The 13,129-nt window shown below is 39.8% G+C and carries 16 protein-coding genes and 3 tRNA genes; 12 read left to right on the plus strand and 7 right to left on the minus strand.

Features of this window, described 5'->3' with window-relative positions; genetic code table 11:
• Positions 1 to 348: 348 nt before the first annotated feature.
• Positions 349 to 474, minus strand: a complete 126-nt coding sequence (locus P9211_RS09925; RefSeq protein ID WP_263969734.1) for a hypothetical protein — start codon at positions 472 to 474, stop codon at positions 349 to 351.
• Positions 475 to 614: 140 nt separating this feature from the next.
• Positions 615 to 686: transfer RNA gene (locus tag P9211_RS01890), tRNA-Thr, on the minus strand.
• A 617-nt stretch (positions 687 to 1,303) separates the two neighbouring features.
• Between P9211_RS01890 and P9211_RS01895 the strand changes: the two genes are divergently transcribed.
• Positions 1,304 to 1,534 (plus strand): hypothetical protein, encoded by a 231-nt coding sequence (locus tag P9211_RS01895; RefSeq protein WP_041391017.1) that lies wholly within the window; start codon positions 1,304 to 1,306, stop codon positions 1,532 to 1,534.
• Positions 1,535 to 1,637: 103 nt separating this feature from the next.
• On the plus strand, positions 1,638 to 2,762 hold the full coding sequence (locus tag P9211_RS01900) for a hypothetical protein (RefSeq protein WP_012194935.1): 1,125 nt from the start codon (positions 1,638 to 1,640) through the stop codon (positions 2,760 to 2,762).
• Between the two features lie 96 nt (positions 2,763 to 2,858).
• On the opposite strand, the gene P9211_RS01905 is transcribed toward P9211_RS01900, so the two are convergent.
• From P9211_RS01905 to P9211_RS01915, 3 genes are all read right to left on the minus strand, one after another.
• On the minus strand, positions 2,859 to 3,842 hold the full coding sequence (locus P9211_RS01905; protein ID WP_012194936.1) for a tyrosine-type recombinase/integrase: 984 nt from the start codon (positions 3,840 to 3,842) through the stop codon (positions 2,859 to 2,861).
• A gap of 140 nt (positions 3,843 to 3,982) precedes the next feature.
• Positions 3,983 to 4,054 (minus strand) — tRNA-Thr (locus P9211_RS01910).
• 9 nt (positions 4,055 to 4,063) lie between these two features.
• A tRNA-Tyr gene (locus P9211_RS01915) sits at positions 4,064 to 4,145 on the minus strand.
• A gap of 107 nt (positions 4,146 to 4,252) precedes the next feature.
• Between P9211_RS01915 and aroQ the strand changes: the two genes are divergently transcribed.
• From aroQ to cobI, 3 genes are read left to right on the plus strand one after another with little or no spacing between them, the layout of a single operon-like run.
• Positions 4,253 to 4,699 (plus strand): type II 3-dehydroquinate dehydratase, encoded by a 447-nt coding sequence (gene aroQ, locus P9211_RS01920; protein ID WP_012194937.1) that lies wholly within the window; start codon positions 4,253 to 4,255, stop codon positions 4,697 to 4,699.
• A complete protein-coding gene (locus P9211_RS01925) occupies positions 4,699 to 5,313 on the plus strand; it encodes a tRNA-(ms[2]io[6]A)-hydroxylase (RefSeq protein ID WP_012194938.1) in 615 nt (204 codons plus the stop codon). The genes aroQ and P9211_RS01925 overlap by 1 nt, the downstream gene beginning before the upstream one ends.
• Positions 5,314 to 5,357: 44 nt before the next feature.
• Positions 5,358 to 6,179, plus strand: coding sequence for a precorrin-2 C(20)-methyltransferase (gene cobI, locus P9211_RS01930; RefSeq protein WP_012194939.1), 822 nt, complete (start codon positions 5,358 to 5,360; stop codon positions 6,177 to 6,179).
• Between the two features lie 9 nt (positions 6,180 to 6,188).
• Here the strand turns inward: cobI and P9211_RS01935 are convergent, their stop codons facing one another.
• Positions 6,189 to 6,398: a hypothetical protein gene (locus tag P9211_RS01935; RefSeq protein ID WP_012194940.1), complete on the minus strand. Its 210-nt coding sequence runs from the start codon at positions 6,396 to 6,398 to the stop codon at positions 6,189 to 6,191.
• A gap of 54 nt (positions 6,399 to 6,452) precedes the next feature.
• Between P9211_RS01935 and P9211_RS01940 the strand changes: the two genes are divergently transcribed.
• From P9211_RS01940 to proC, 7 genes are all read left to right on the plus strand, one after another.
• On the plus strand, positions 6,453 to 6,914 hold the full coding sequence (locus P9211_RS01940; RefSeq protein WP_012194941.1) for a DUF1823 family protein: 462 nt from the start codon (positions 6,453 to 6,455) through the stop codon (positions 6,912 to 6,914).
• A gap of 140 nt (positions 6,915 to 7,054) precedes the next feature.
• Complete coding sequence (der, locus tag P9211_RS01945; RefSeq protein WP_012194942.1) at positions 7,055 to 8,425, plus strand: ribosome biogenesis GTPase Der; 1,371 nt, start codon at positions 7,055 to 7,057, stop codon at positions 8,423 to 8,425.
• A gap of 3 nt (positions 8,426 to 8,428) precedes the next feature.
• Positions 8,429 to 9,346, plus strand: coding sequence for an energy-coupling factor transporter transmembrane component T family protein (locus tag P9211_RS01950; protein WP_012194943.1), 918 nt, complete (start codon positions 8,429 to 8,431; stop codon positions 9,344 to 9,346).
• 92 nt (positions 9,347 to 9,438) lie between these two features.
• Positions 9,439 to 9,711 carry a PipX family protein gene (locus tag P9211_RS01955; RefSeq protein ID WP_012194944.1) on the plus strand — a complete coding sequence of 91 codons (273 nt, stop codon included), beginning with the start codon at positions 9,439 to 9,441 and terminating at the stop codon, positions 9,709 to 9,711.
• 7 nt (positions 9,712 to 9,718) lie between these two features.
• Positions 9,719 to 10,360: a YggS family pyridoxal phosphate-dependent enzyme gene (locus tag P9211_RS01960; RefSeq protein ID WP_012194945.1), complete on the plus strand. Its 642-nt coding sequence runs from the start codon at positions 9,719 to 9,721 to the stop codon at positions 10,358 to 10,360.
• 152 nt (positions 10,361 to 10,512) lie between these two features.
• Complete coding sequence (locus P9211_RS01965) at positions 10,513 to 11,091, plus strand: cell division protein SepF (RefSeq protein ID WP_012194946.1); 579 nt, start codon at positions 10,513 to 10,515, stop codon at positions 11,089 to 11,091.
• Positions 11,092 to 11,099: 8 nt separating this feature from the next.
• Positions 11,100 to 11,930, plus strand: coding sequence for a pyrroline-5-carboxylate reductase (proC, locus tag P9211_RS01970; protein ID WP_012194947.1), 831 nt, complete (start codon positions 11,100 to 11,102; stop codon positions 11,928 to 11,930).
• On the opposite strand, the gene P9211_RS01975 is transcribed toward proC, so the two are convergent.
• The gene (locus P9211_RS01975) at positions 11,833 to 13,098 is read right to left on the minus strand and encodes a glycosyltransferase family 4 protein (protein ID WP_012194948.1); all 1,266 of its coding nucleotides are present in this window, start codon (positions 13,096 to 13,098) and stop codon (positions 11,833 to 11,835) included. The genes proC and P9211_RS01975 overlap by 98 nt on opposite strands.
• Between the last annotated feature and the right edge of the window lie 31 nt (positions 13,099 to 13,129).

Here is a 13,129-nt window from a genome sequence, read left to right on the forward strand (position 1 = left end):
CTCAATATTGATAGCAAATATATTACTTGAGAATTTTATTAATTCTTTCCTCTAGACTTGGCTAAAGATTTTTTGTGTATTCTGCTCTAAGAAATCAATCTGATTAGCGGACAATATATTCTGCTTTTCAAGAAGAATCCTTCTATGATTATTTATCTTCTCTTTAGAAGGGAGAGGAATACTGTTAAAGGCAATCTTTATTTCTCAAGGGATCTATTTGTCTGTGCCTAGATATTGACTGGCTGATGAAACTGGCTGAACACAAAACTCACATTTAGTTATTAATGATGATTTGCTCCATTGAACAGGCGCTCCGCATCTTTGACAATTCTGAGGAAGATTCTTCACTTAGGTTCTCTCACTCCATTCACATTGATTTGCATATCTTTCATGATTTACCCCATTGGGACTTAGATATTGCTTCTTTCTAATGAGTGCTTGCCAGCCTTTGCCGCTTCTTCGAATGGTTGCCATTTCTTGAATTGCATCAGGTCAGATGCATCAAGCAAGAATGATCAACAGAGCAAAAGTGGACTAAAAAGTGGACGTCCACTTTCTGTCTTTAAGAACCTCTGGTGCCTGAGAGGCTTTCTTTTAGAAGAGATCAGGGCTCATGCCCTCGTCGGGACTTGAACCCGAGACCTCTCCCTTACCAAGGGAGTGCTCTACCGCTGAGCTACAAGGGCTTGTGGAGAGGTGGGCCGGGTTTAGACCGCCTCTATAGCCTTGTCAGACAGCTCTGTGCTTGATACTGAGCCAACTTAGATCAAATCTTGAGTAAGACCAAATCTTTTTTAGGGAGTGCTGGGATCTGTCTTAAGTCCACTTTTATGTGGTTTTAGGCCACTGGATTGAGTGTGGGTTTTGTTGCTGAGATCGCTTTGATTGCAGTGCTTCTCGCTAACCCCACTATTATACAGGGGAAGAGAAGAGAGCGAGGTTGCACGTATATAGGAGGAGAGGAGATAAAAACTTAAGACAACAATTTCCTTTACTGATGTTCCGGTGAGCGAAGCGAACGAACATCACGAAAGCACTGTCTGTATCTCCCAAACACACAAACCCCAACACTCAATATCTAAAAGTTCAACCCTGATGATCTGAATGTCCCCTCATTGGACATTCCGTATCATCCCTGTTGAGACTGTATGGATAGATAGATAGATAGATAGTTAGATAGTTAGTTAATTAATTCATAGTCAAATGAGAACTCCAAAGCATCTACCAAAAATCAATACACAGACAGCTCCAATACCAGACTCAGCTAAACCCTTAACTCCCGAAAGAGCTAAGGAAATTATTGATGAGGTTTGGAGTAAGAGGAACTGTTGGGAATGAGGAAGAGAGAGAAGTTTGGAAAGAAATGAAAGGGCACTTTGAGGAAAACTTTGAGGAAAAAATCAAAGCAGTCATCAAAGCGAAGGGATCAGAAGAAGTAGTCATCCCTCCGGAGGAAGAAGAGTTCAAAAAGGCACTTGAAGTATTGGAGCAAGGAAAGAAAGAAGAAAGTGAGACGAATATTGATATCTGGTAAGACTTTCTGAAATGAGATTACCTATAACCTAAAACTATTAGTCGTAACTATTTAAAGAACTAATTATGAGTGATAAGATAAAGCCAACAACAATAAAAAACCTTTGGAAATTCATTTTCCATCAGCTGATCAAATATATAAAGAAACATATACGAAATTAAAAGAAATAGAAGGATGGAAAGAATTCAATAATAAATGGGATTATGCCATTACAGAATATATCTCTGAGAATGGTCTACAAGGTTGGAGCCGTGAAACTTTAATAGTGCTTTGGTTTGATTACCAAATAAATAATCTCACTGAACTATTTAAGGATGTGCATCCAAAGGAACCTGAGTATAATGATAATGAGGAGATTACAGTTCTTAATGTTCAACAAGTCAAAGAGGAAAGAGATAAGTATATTGAGAAGCTTAAAGACTGGAGTAAAAAATTAATAGAGATAGCTCCAATAGCTCTAGAAGAATTGCCAAAATGCGAAATATATGAAATTAGTATAATAGGCATTCCAAGAATTGAATATTCTGGGGAGGATCCAGCGAAATTCATGAATATTGCTTATTCATATAAAGACGAAAAAAAGTGGGATTTAGCTATCGAATATTTAAACAAATCATATGATGCTTTCTTTAACTCTCCTCTTAAATATCCACTGAATTACTCTATATATGATTTTGTAAGATTACCTTTATATATGCATCATGCTGGTTACTTAGAGGAGTCTTGGGAGACATTTCAAAGATTTTTAGATGGTGATTTTCCAATTAGAATCCCAAAGAAAAATGGCCTTGAAAATGACATCATCAAATCATGGGAGCGTAGGGTTATTTTTTCTAAGATGAAAAGTTGTTATATAAAAGAAAAGAAATATCGAGAAGCTCTTGTTTGTAGATGTCTTGACCTTTACTTTGATATTGCGGGCTTATTTCTACTGGTAAGATTAGAGAAAGAAATTGGTAAAAGTGCGTATGATTATGAAGACTTTTCATTTCCTCTTCATTATATAAATACACATAATTTTTACCCAGATCCAATAATATATGGTTTTAAAGAATGCTCTAAGAAATCAACGCTGGTGAAAAATCTTAAAACAAGAGCTCGAATGGCAAAGCTTAATGATGAAGTTGAGGTAATTGCTGAATTGATATCCGATGCAATTAAAATTTTGCCAGACTATAAATTAGGTGAGGAAATTATCATTAATAACCTAAAAAAATTTCCTAAATAAGTTCCATCACGTCTACAAAAAAAATAATTTCAAGGAAGGGATTTCAAATCTCCAGGGCCTATTTTTGAGCTTCTAGAAATGAAAAATAAGAACACCTCATTTGCCCCCATACCCCAGTTGATAATGGCTATAGCGCATCAACATTCGTAGATCTTTATGCCCACTAATTGCTGATATTTGGAGGGCATTCATACCTTCAGCCCACATCTTGCTGATGGCGATATGGCGCAGGTCATGAAATCGGAGTTGATTCAATCCAGCAGCTTTTCTCGCTCGATCAAATCCGTGACGTGCAGAACCAGAGCTCAGTCCAATGATGTGTTGTTGCTCTTTTGGATATTGAGCGAGGAGCTCAACGGCTTGTGGAGATAGTGGTACTAAGCGTTCACTCCTTTGCATTCCCTGGGCGGCGCAATCTTTTCTTGTTAGGCAAACAAGTCTTAGATCGAGGTCTAAATCATCCCATTTCATTGAAAGTAGTTCAGAGCGTCGCATTCCAGTTGCTAGTGCCAGCTGCGTTAAGCGCAGATGATTGGGATTTTTGGCTTGAGCTAATTGCTGGAGTAAATCTTGCTCTTGTTGTTTGGTGAGATGAGGAATTCTGGCGTCATGGGTCCCTCTGACTTTGAGTTCCCGTGCAGGGTTGCTCTTGAGCAGGCATCCTTGTTCATCTTTGGCCCAATCGAGCAGAACCCGCAAGATCCTGAGTTCTCTCATCACTGTGTTGGGTTTGACTTTGAGCAGTCGTTCGTCTCTCCAAAGAGCAAAATGCCGGATTGACATTTCACTAAGCAGAACACCTCCCATCCAGCTATTAGCCATTGCTCTTAAGGGATATTGTTCGTTATGACCACTGCGGTGTTTTTGCAGTGGCCCATCGATATACAGGTCAATAGCCTCTTTGAGAATTTGCGGTGGCGGCTGGTCTAATTGGGTTGGCCTTTTGAGAGACCCTTCAACAGCATTCGCCCACAACTGCGCTTGGCTTTTTGAGCTAAATGTTTTGGCTTTTGGTCCTTGATATTGCTTCTTTCTAATGAGTGCTTGCCAGCCTTTGCCGCTTCTTCGAATGGTTGCCATTTCTTGAATTGCATCAGGTCAGATGCATCAAGCAAGAATGATCAACAGAGCAAAAGTGGACTAAAAAGTGGACGTCCACTTTCTGTCTTTAAGAACCTCTGGTGCCTGAGAGGCTTTCTTTTAGAAGAGATCAGGGCTCATGCCCTCGTCGGGACTTGAACCCGAGACCTCTCCCTTACCAAGGGAGTGCTCTACCGCTGAGCTACAAGGGCTTGTGGAGGTGGGCCGGGTTGGATTTGAACCAACGTAGGCAGAGCCAGCGGATTTACAGTCCGCCCCCATTAACCACTCGGGCACCGACCCGCACCACTCAAGGAGAATATCAGCTTAAGCGTCGAAATTTCTCTAATCTATAGTGCATTTTCCTGATAAATAGATACGATTTTCAAAGGAATCTTCGGTTTAGGGCTATGAATCTATTGCTTTTAAACGGCCCAAACCTCAATCTTTTAGGTAAGCGTGAGCCCTCTATTTATGGCTCTCAAAGCCTTGAATCTATTGAAATTAGTCTTTCGCAGAGAGCAAAGGAAGAAGGAGTTGGCCTTGAATGCTTTCAAAGCAATTCCGAAGGAACTCTTGTTGATTATATTCATCAGAGTATTGGGAAAGTCGATGCGATTTTGATTAATGCAGGAGCCTATACCCATACTTCAATAGCCTTGAGAGACGCTTTGCTTAGTGCGGAGATTCCTTATGTCGAGCTTCACCTTAGTAATACTTATGCTAGAGAGACTTTTCGACAAAAATCTTTGTTGGCTGATAGAGCCATTGGAGTAGTCAGTGGGTTTGGAGTTATGAGCTATCAACTTGCCTTTCAAGGTATTTTGGATTACCTGAGGAATAGGTCAAAAGAATAATGCGACTTTTGAGTGAAGTTGAGCGTAAGCCAGTCAAAATCAAGTGGCTTCTTAGAAAAACAAGTGATAAATGGTTGGAACTAGCATTAGCCAATCCAATTGAAATTCTTATAGATCACGCCCATTGTGAAAGGAAGGCTGCTGGAGCTGCACTTCAGCTGATGTTTCGTTACTTATGTGAGCCTGGATTGGCTGAGGTCTTAAGCCCTTTGGCTAGAGAAGAATTAGAGCATTTTGAGAAAGTCCTTGACATTATTGTTTCTAGAGGAAGGTATCTGGAACCTTTGGCAGCTCCACCTTATGGATCATTACTAATTAAGCAAGTTAGAAAGCAAGAGCCTAAAAGAATGCTAGACACTTTTCTTGTTTCAGGATTGATTGAGGCTAGAAGCCATGAAAGAATGTCTTTGCTTGCCTTGCATAGTACTGATACTGAATTAAGGGATATGTATGGGGAGTTGCTTGCTAGTGAGGCTAGGCATTTTAATCTATATTGGTCATTGTCAATTGAAAGGTTTAATAAAGCTATTGTCGTCTCACGTTTAACTGAATTAGCCGAAATAGAATCAAATATTCTTTCTAATTTACATCCTGAACCTAGAATGCATAGTTAACGATGCCTAATCTTATTAAGTCTATTAAGAGTTACTAATTACCCGTGAATTATAATCAAAAACTCTTTTCTCTTGCAAATTTAATAAACAATCTAAGAAACTATTTTTTCCTTAAACTTCGCTTCAAGAGCTTTGGAGATATTAAGCCATCATTAACTCTTGTTGGAGTGGGACCTGGCGACCCATCACTTATAACTATTGCTGCTATCAAAGCAATTAGAAAAGCAACTGTGATTGCCTACCCAGTGTCACAATTAGGGGGTAAAAGTATGGCTGCTGAAATAGCTGGTGACTGGATAAAAGGGAAAAGAACTATGCCATTAGTCTTCCCAATGACTTTAGATGGTGACTCACTGGATCAACATTGGAAGATAGCCTCTGAAAAGTTAAGCAATGCTATACAAACTGGAGAAAATGTTGTTTTCATAAGTCAGGGAGACCCTTCTTTATATTCCACATGTTGTTATGTCTTAATTTATTTAAAGTCACATTACCCTGAATGTACTTTAAAGATTATCCCGGGAGTTAACTCATTCTCAGCAGCCGCTGCCGCAGGTCAATGGCCATTGTCTTTGCAAAAAGAAGCACTTTTTGTTTCGCCTGTTCCCGAAGAGCCGAAAGATTTTGAAAATTTACTCGATGAGTCTCTAAGAAAAGGATTAGTTTTGGTGTTGTTAAAATTAGGTTTTCGGTGGGAATGGGTTAGACCAATTTTAGAGAAAAAAGGGTTGTTAGATAAGACTCTATTCGTTAAGAAAGTAGGCTTTTTTGACCAAGAAATTTCCAAGGCAGAAAATGTATCTAAAGACTCTAAGCCTTACTTTTCTCTCTTAATTGTCAGACCTCATTGGCCGTCCATAAAATAGAAAGCACTTTTATTTTTTGCATAAATCTTGGCCCGTTTCAGGATATGGGTAAAGATTGCTTATTGATAGAATTTCTAGAGAGGCTTTTAGAGCAATAGGTAATTGAGCAATAGCAATTATTACTATTGCTATACCTGTCCATGACCCATTATCTCTGAGGGGTCTCTTATCGTTATGAAGTTTCTTTTTAAAAGGGCCATTTCTATTGTCGTTCATCATTGAAGCTACCGTTAATGTTTAGAAGATACTTAATTTGATGATTTTATACATCTCATGAACACGGTTTGGCCTTTAAGTAGGAGTTTGTTAATGGAAATTCTAGTTGATCATATTAGCGATAGGTTTGTATGCATTCTAGTTTGGGAAAGACTGGGATATCAGGAAAAAAAAGATGTTCCAAATTTGTGGGTAGCTGGTTCAGACACTAGTATCTATTGGAGTGAGAAGTTTCCAGAAGCTCCAGAAGTCATTGCTCAGAGAGTTGGATCTGTTTATTTAACTCGTTCTATCCCAAAGGAGCACAAGCAGTCATTGAAAAAGATATTGGGCTTTGAAGGCTATCGTATTGATGAATTGTATCCAAGAAGGACAAGGAGAGCTACAGCGGTTAATTGGTTATTGTCATGGATCCTTTTACAAGGAATAGACCTTCCTGAACAAGGTCCATTGCCTGCTTTGCTATTGACTCCTGACAACCCTGCGAATGGCCATCCAGGTGATTTACCAATTACTTAAATACACCTATGTATTTTTTCTAATCAATTAATTATTGGCAAAGAGAGAAAATTCCATTTCTTTATCTGCGCTCATGAATTAAAGATGGTGAATTCATCTATTTTTAGTAATGTCAAGAACAATAGCTATCAGATACAAGGATGGGACGTCCAATTGTTGCCATAATTGGACGTCCAAATGTTGGTAAGTCTACTCTTGTCAATCGACTCTGTGGCAGTCGAGAGGCGATAGTCGATGATCAGCCTGGAGTGACTCGAGACAGAACATATCAAGATGCTTTTTGGGCAGATAGAGAATTTAAAGTAGTAGATACTGGGGGACTTGTATTTGACGATGAAAGTGAATTTTTACCAGAAATACGCCAACAAGCAAAGCTTGCTCTTTCAGAGGCTTCAGTAGCTCTGATTGTTGTTGACGGTCAAGAAGGAGTTACCACTGCAGATAAAGAGATAGCTTCATGGCTGAGACATTGTGAATGTCCGACTTTAGTAGCAGTAAACAAGTGTGAATCCCCTGAGCAGGGCCTTGCTATGGCAGCAGACTTTTGGAGCCTTGGACTTGGAGAGCCTTATCCAGTTTCTGCAATACATGGTTCAGGTACTGGAGAGCTGCTTGACCAAGTGATATTGCTATTGCCATCTAAGGAGTCCAGCGAGGAAGAGGATGAACCTATTCAATTGGCAATTATTGGCAGGCCAAATGTAGGCAAATCAAGTCTATTGAATTCAATATGTGGCGAGACCAGGGCAATTGTTAGCTCTATTAGAGGTACTACGAGGGATACAATCGATACTCTTTTAAAAAGAGAACAGCAAGCTTGGAAGTTAATTGATACAGCTGGTATTCGTAGACGACGCAGTGTGAGTTATGGTCCAGAGTATTTTGGAATTAATAGAAGTTTGAAAGCAATTGAAAGAAGTGATGTTTGCTTATTAGTTATAGATGCTTTAGATGGGGTGACAGAGCAGGATCAGAGACTCGCTGGCAGAATAGAACAAGAGGGAAAAGCCTGTTTAGTTGTAGTTAATAAATGGGATGCAGTTGAGAAAGATACTTACACAATGCCACTTATGGAAAAGGAGTTACGTTCAAAGCTTTATTTTCTTGATTGGGCTGACATGTTGTTTACTTCCGCCCTAACTGGTCAAAGGGTTCAATTGATTTTCAACTTGGCATCTTTAGCTGTAGAACAACATCGCAGAAGAGTTAGTACATCTGTCGTTAATGAAGTCCTCTCAGAGGCTTTAACTTGGAGGAGCCCACCAACAACTCGTGGTGGCAGGCAAGGTCGCCTTTATTACGGGACACAAGTCTCAACTCAGCCTCCAAGCTTTAGCCTTTTTGTTAACGAACCTAAGCTTTTTGGTGATTCATATAGAAGATACATCGAAAGACAACTGAGAGAAGGCCTTGGCTTTGAAGGCACTCCATTGAAGTTGTTTTGGAGAGGGAAGCAACAGCGTGCTGCACAAAAAGATTTAGCTCGCCAAAAAGAAAATTTATCTAAATAGCCAATGGATTTTTTGAAAAAATTACCTATTGGACAGTTTGTAGTTGGAGAAGCTGGTTGGGTGCGAAAAATTGATCCCAGGCTCAAATTTGCATGGGTCATGATGTTTTTAGTGACACCAGTTCTTGCTGGACCTCTATGGAGAATATATTTAGTTCTTATGTTGTTGGGGATTACTGTTTTTAGTTCGATCCCTGCACGAATTTGGTGGCGATCTCTGCTTTTTTTATTTATCTTCTCAATTACATTCGGACTGTTCGCGACCTTCCTACCAACAAGTGAACCAGCGATATCATTACCAGTTAGACCTCATGAAGAGCTCCCAGGCGCAGTCGTTTCTCTCCCTTCTTGGCATCTGTTCAGTGTTGGACCAATTTATTTGGGCAAGTTGAAACTTGGTCCACTGTTAGTTGATAGACGCTCGCTTGATTTAGGTATAAAAACTTCCACCTTGATTTTCACTGTTATTCATAGTGTCAATCTCATGCTTTTAACTACTGCTCCAGAAGATTTGATGTGGTCCTTAAGTTGGTTCTTGAAACCCTTCCAAATATTTGGGCTGCCAATTAATCGATTGAGCTTTCAGCTTCTTTTAGCACTTAGATTTTTACCTTTAGTTCAAGAAGAGTTGCAAAACCTTTTAAGAGCTTTAGCTACACGAGCAATTAATTTTAGGCATCTTGGGTTTAAAGCTTCTTTAGGCGTCTTTTTATCTTTAGGCGAGCGCTTTTTAGCAAATATATTGTTAAGGGCAGAACAAGGGGCTGATGCGCTTTTAGTGCGGACAGGCGGCTTGATCGTGATGCCTCGTCAATTCAGGCCAGAAAGGATTCTCAAAACACAATCTGTTCTCATTAACAGTAGTTCTGCATTATGTTTGATTTGTGCCTTACTCCTGAGATTTAGATACGGTGAGTTCTAGTTAATGCAATTGTTTTTCTTATTCTATTATTAGGGTTCTGTATAAGTTAAGCTGCGAAGCACTATTCTAATTACCTATATACATTTCAGTAATTGGGATCTAACGCAGAGAGATATCTAAATCATCCTACTTTTGGGATGCTTTATCTTGTTTCACCAGGACGCGAGGGTAGGGATGTATATGCAACTCTTTATGCTCAAAAAATGTTTTTCTTGGTCACTCTCCAAACCAGAGGTGCTCAATTTGAGGTAATTCCTTACATGGATGCTCGCCACCATGCCGAAATGCATTTAAAACGATGTCAAAGAGATGGGTCTATAGAGTTAGAGAGATGGCAAGAACTATTTAAACAAACTTTTATTTAAATTTTGCGTGTCTTCTCCTAGTCGCTTGAGTCAATTTGCAGGTTTAAGCCAACTAGGTATTCATTTGCTGGCAGTTAGCAAAGGACAGCCAGCCAGTGAAATCCGATCACTTTTCATCGAGGGGCAAATTGACTTTGGTGAAAGTAGATTGCAAGAAGCTTTGACAAAGTTCGATGTACTTAATGACTTACAAGAAATTCGTTGGCATTTTATTGGCCGTCTTCAAGCAAATAAAGTAAGGGGCGTAGTTAAGTCATTTGATGTTATACATTCTGTTGATTCAATAAAGTTGGCGAAAAGAATTTCAAGAATTGCTGGTGAGGAAAATAAAATGCCTCTAATTATGTTTCAGGTTAAGTTTAGAAAAGATGATAAAAAAACAGGTTTCGAGGTTGACGAGTTGTTAGAAGCATGGACCAAATTAATAACTTTGCCTAATGTCAGAATTTGCGGATTAATGACAATTCCACCTGCTGGTCTTGATCGTCATGGAACAAAGAATCTGTTTAAAGAGTGTAGAAATCTCGCCGATCAATTGTCCCTTCAAGATTGTTCCATGGGGATGAGCCGAGATTGGGAAGACGCAATAGAAGCGGGTGCAACATGGATTCGATTGGGATCAATTTTGTTTGGAGAGCGCCATAAATAATAAAAATACATAGCTATATAAATAAAAACAATTGAAAAACTTGCTACTGCCTACAAATAACGCTACTTAGGGATAGGACATATTCCTTTTTGAGGAGATGATCCTTTTCGGTATTACCGATAATCTAAAAATTCTTCGAGAGGGCTTTACTGGTGTCGCTTATTCAACGTCTTCGAGCAGTTGTCGCTGGTGATGACTATTTAGATAGCGATTTTGATGAACTAGATGATTATTCAAGAGATGAGTTCGACGCTGGAAATCGTAATCCGAGAGAGTATACGAGTGGATTAGCTTCATTCTCAGGTTCTAACCCTTTCGATGTCAGCGGTGGCTCATCTTCAAATGTTATTGGTATGCCTGGGATTTCAACTGCAACAGCAGAAGTTAATTTAATGGAGCCCAGAAGCTTTGATGAAATGCCTAAAGCTATTCAGGCGCTTAGAGAAAGAAAGACAGTGATCTTAAACTTAACAATGATGGAGCCAGATCAGGCTCAAAGAGCCGTGGATTTTGTTGCTGGGGGTACTTTCGCTATAGATGGTCATCAAGAGAGAGTTGGAGAAAGCATTTTCTTGTTTGCTCCAAGTTGTGTGAGTGTTACTAACTCCTTTCAAGAAGAACCAGCACCGTCAAATGTAACTACTACTACTCAACAGTCTGAGGAGACCATATCAGAAAGTGTTACTGCCCCTGAGCCTGCTTGGGGAACCCCAGTTGCTTCTGCTATTTGAAGATTTAGGTGCCTTTCTCTATAGGGATAATTGGTCTAGGGCGAATGGCTCAGGCTATTTTGACCCCTTTACTGGAAAGAGGTGATTTTAAACCTGATGAAGTTTTGGGTGTTGTTGGTCAGAGAAGTAGTGTTAAAAAAGTCTTAGGAGAGTTTTCTCAAGATCTATCTATTGTTTCCTCAGACAATCCAGTTTCTCTTGAGGTATGGAATTCTCCAATACAACTTTTAGCAGTAAAACCACAACAGTTAAATGATATTAAAGAGCAGGTTTCTCAACTGGAGATTGTCCCAGATAGACCCAAGCCAGTTCTCATTTCTATTTTAGCTGGTGTTAATTTAAAAAGGTTGCAATCAATCTTCCCTGCTCATAATTGTGTGCGAGCAGTTCCCAATATTCCTGTAATTGTCAGGTCAGGACTGACGGGCCTATCATGGGGTGCAGGAGTTACAACCGATCAGCGCCTATCTGTAGAAGCCATTTTTAAACCTATTAGTGAAGTACTTGAATTGCCTGAGAAGCAGCTTGATGCATTTCTTGCTTTAACTTCTTCAGGACCTGCTTATGTGGCCGTGATTGCAGAAGCTTTGGCTGATGGAGCGGTTGCGGCTGGTTTGCCTCGCTCATTAGCAAATGATTTGTCGAATATGACTCTTGCTGGATCTGCAAAATTATTGAAGGAAAGCAATTTGCATCCTGGAGAGCTTAAAGATATGGTTGCTTCTCCTGCCGGCACAACTATTACTGCTCTGCGCCATCTAGAGATGGCAGGTATTCGCTCAGCTTTGATCGAGGCTGTTGTTTTGGCCGCGGAAAGAAGTCGGGAGCTTGGTTGCTAGTGGATGATTTCCTTAAGACCTTGTCATAAAGAATCTCTAAAGAGTCAATGTTTCTTTTCAGTGTGAATTGATCTACAACTCTTTGACGAGCTCTTTGCCCTAGCTCAGCAGTTAAAGATGGGTGTTCTTTTATCAAAGGTATCAGTGTTTTTAATTGTGATGTAACACTATCTGTACTTAACACTATGCCAGCCCCTTCTTCAAGGACTTCACCATCTGCTCCCGCATCAGTAGCAATGCATGCAGTGCCAGTTGCCATTGCTTCAAGGAGAGCTAATGATAAACCTTCTACAAGGCTTGGGAGAATAAAAACTTCAGTACATTGAAGGAGGGCGACTTTTGTATTCAGATCGGACTCATACCCCCACCAGAGGATTTGACTGTCATTAGTTGAATTGAAATGGTTTTCAAGAGTTGGTCTCAGTGGTCCATCTCCAACAATCACAAGTTGACAACCTTTTGTATTTAACGCTCTCCATGCTTTTAGGAGAGCCTCAACATTTTTTTCTGCTGCAATTCTTCCCATATATAAGAAAGCTCTTTCGCTGCCAAGACGTCTCATCACCTCTTCCTTCCTAGGATTTATGGAATTTTTATTAGAAGGCTTCCAGATCGTAGTGTCGACACCATTCGGTATAACTTCAAGGCAATTTTCTTTTACGCCAAGCTTTGCAAGGACTTCAGCTTGTCTATCGGAAAAAACAATTACTTTTTCGTATTTTGCGAGTGATGGAGCATATAGCTGGTAGGTGAGTTGTTGAGTGCTAGCAGTAAGGTTTCTTAGTTTGGAGTCAAAAGCTGGATGAAAAGTTGCGACCAAAGGTAGACCTACTTGCTGGCATAGTTCAGGGAGCCTGAAATCCAGTGGAGAGAGTGTCAAGCTGGCATGAACAAGATCAGGCTTTAATCTTTCAAGAGATTCTCTAAGTTCTCTTTGCGATCTTAGGGATGGGATTGTATAGACCTGGGATTTAATTAAATAGGGAAGACTTACTTCAGGATCATTAGCAAGTAGAGAAGTTTTTGTATTATTCGCGTTACTTGGGTTATCGAAATGAATAAAGCTGACTTGGTGCCCTCTTTCCCTAAGGGTCATTGTTGTAGTTATGCCGTAACTGACATTCCCACAAAAAGGTGACTTCTTACCTAGCCAAGCAATATGAGCCACCCGTAAATTAATTAGCTTTCTTGAAAGCTAG

Source organism: Prochlorococcus marinus str. MIT 9211, from assembly GCF_000018585.1.
Classification (GTDB): Bacteria; Cyanobacteriota; Cyanobacteriia; order PCC-6307; family Cyanobiaceae; genus Prochlorococcus_D; species Prochlorococcus_D marinus_B.

What these genes read in the sequence shown, in the direction of transcription:
- P9211_RS09925 (WP_263969734.1), bottom strand. Translation starts at nt 474, where the DNA reads ATGGCAACCATTCGAAGAAGCGGCAAAGGCTGGCAAGCACTCATTAGA.
- P9211_RS01895 (WP_041391017.1), top strand. Translation starts at nt 1,304, where the DNA reads ATGAGGTTTGGAGTAAGAGGAACTGTTGGGAATGAGGAAGAGAGAGAA.
- P9211_RS01905 (WP_012194936.1), bottom strand. Translation starts at nt 3,842, where the DNA reads ATGGCAACCATTCGAAGAAGCGGCAAAGGCTGGCAAGCACTCATTAGA.
- aroQ (WP_012194937.1), top strand. Translation starts at nt 4,253, where the DNA reads ATGAATCTATTGCTTTTAAACGGCCCAAACCTCAATCTTTTAGGTAAG.
- P9211_RS01925 (WP_012194938.1), top strand. Translation starts at nt 4,699, where the DNA reads ATGCGACTTTTGAGTGAAGTTGAGCGTAAGCCAGTCAAAATCAAGTGG.
- P9211_RS01935 (WP_012194940.1), bottom strand. Translation starts at nt 6,398, where the DNA reads ATGATGAACGACAATAGAAATGGCCCTTTTAAAAAGAAACTTCATAAC.
- P9211_RS01940 (WP_012194941.1), top strand. Translation starts at nt 6,453, where the DNA reads ATGAACACGGTTTGGCCTTTAAGTAGGAGTTTGTTAATGGAAATTCTA.
- der (WP_012194942.1), top strand. Translation starts at nt 7,055, where the DNA reads ATGGGACGTCCAATTGTTGCCATAATTGGACGTCCAAATGTTGGTAAG.
- P9211_RS01950 (WP_012194943.1), top strand. Translation starts at nt 8,429, where the DNA reads ATGGATTTTTTGAAAAAATTACCTATTGGACAGTTTGTAGTTGGAGAA.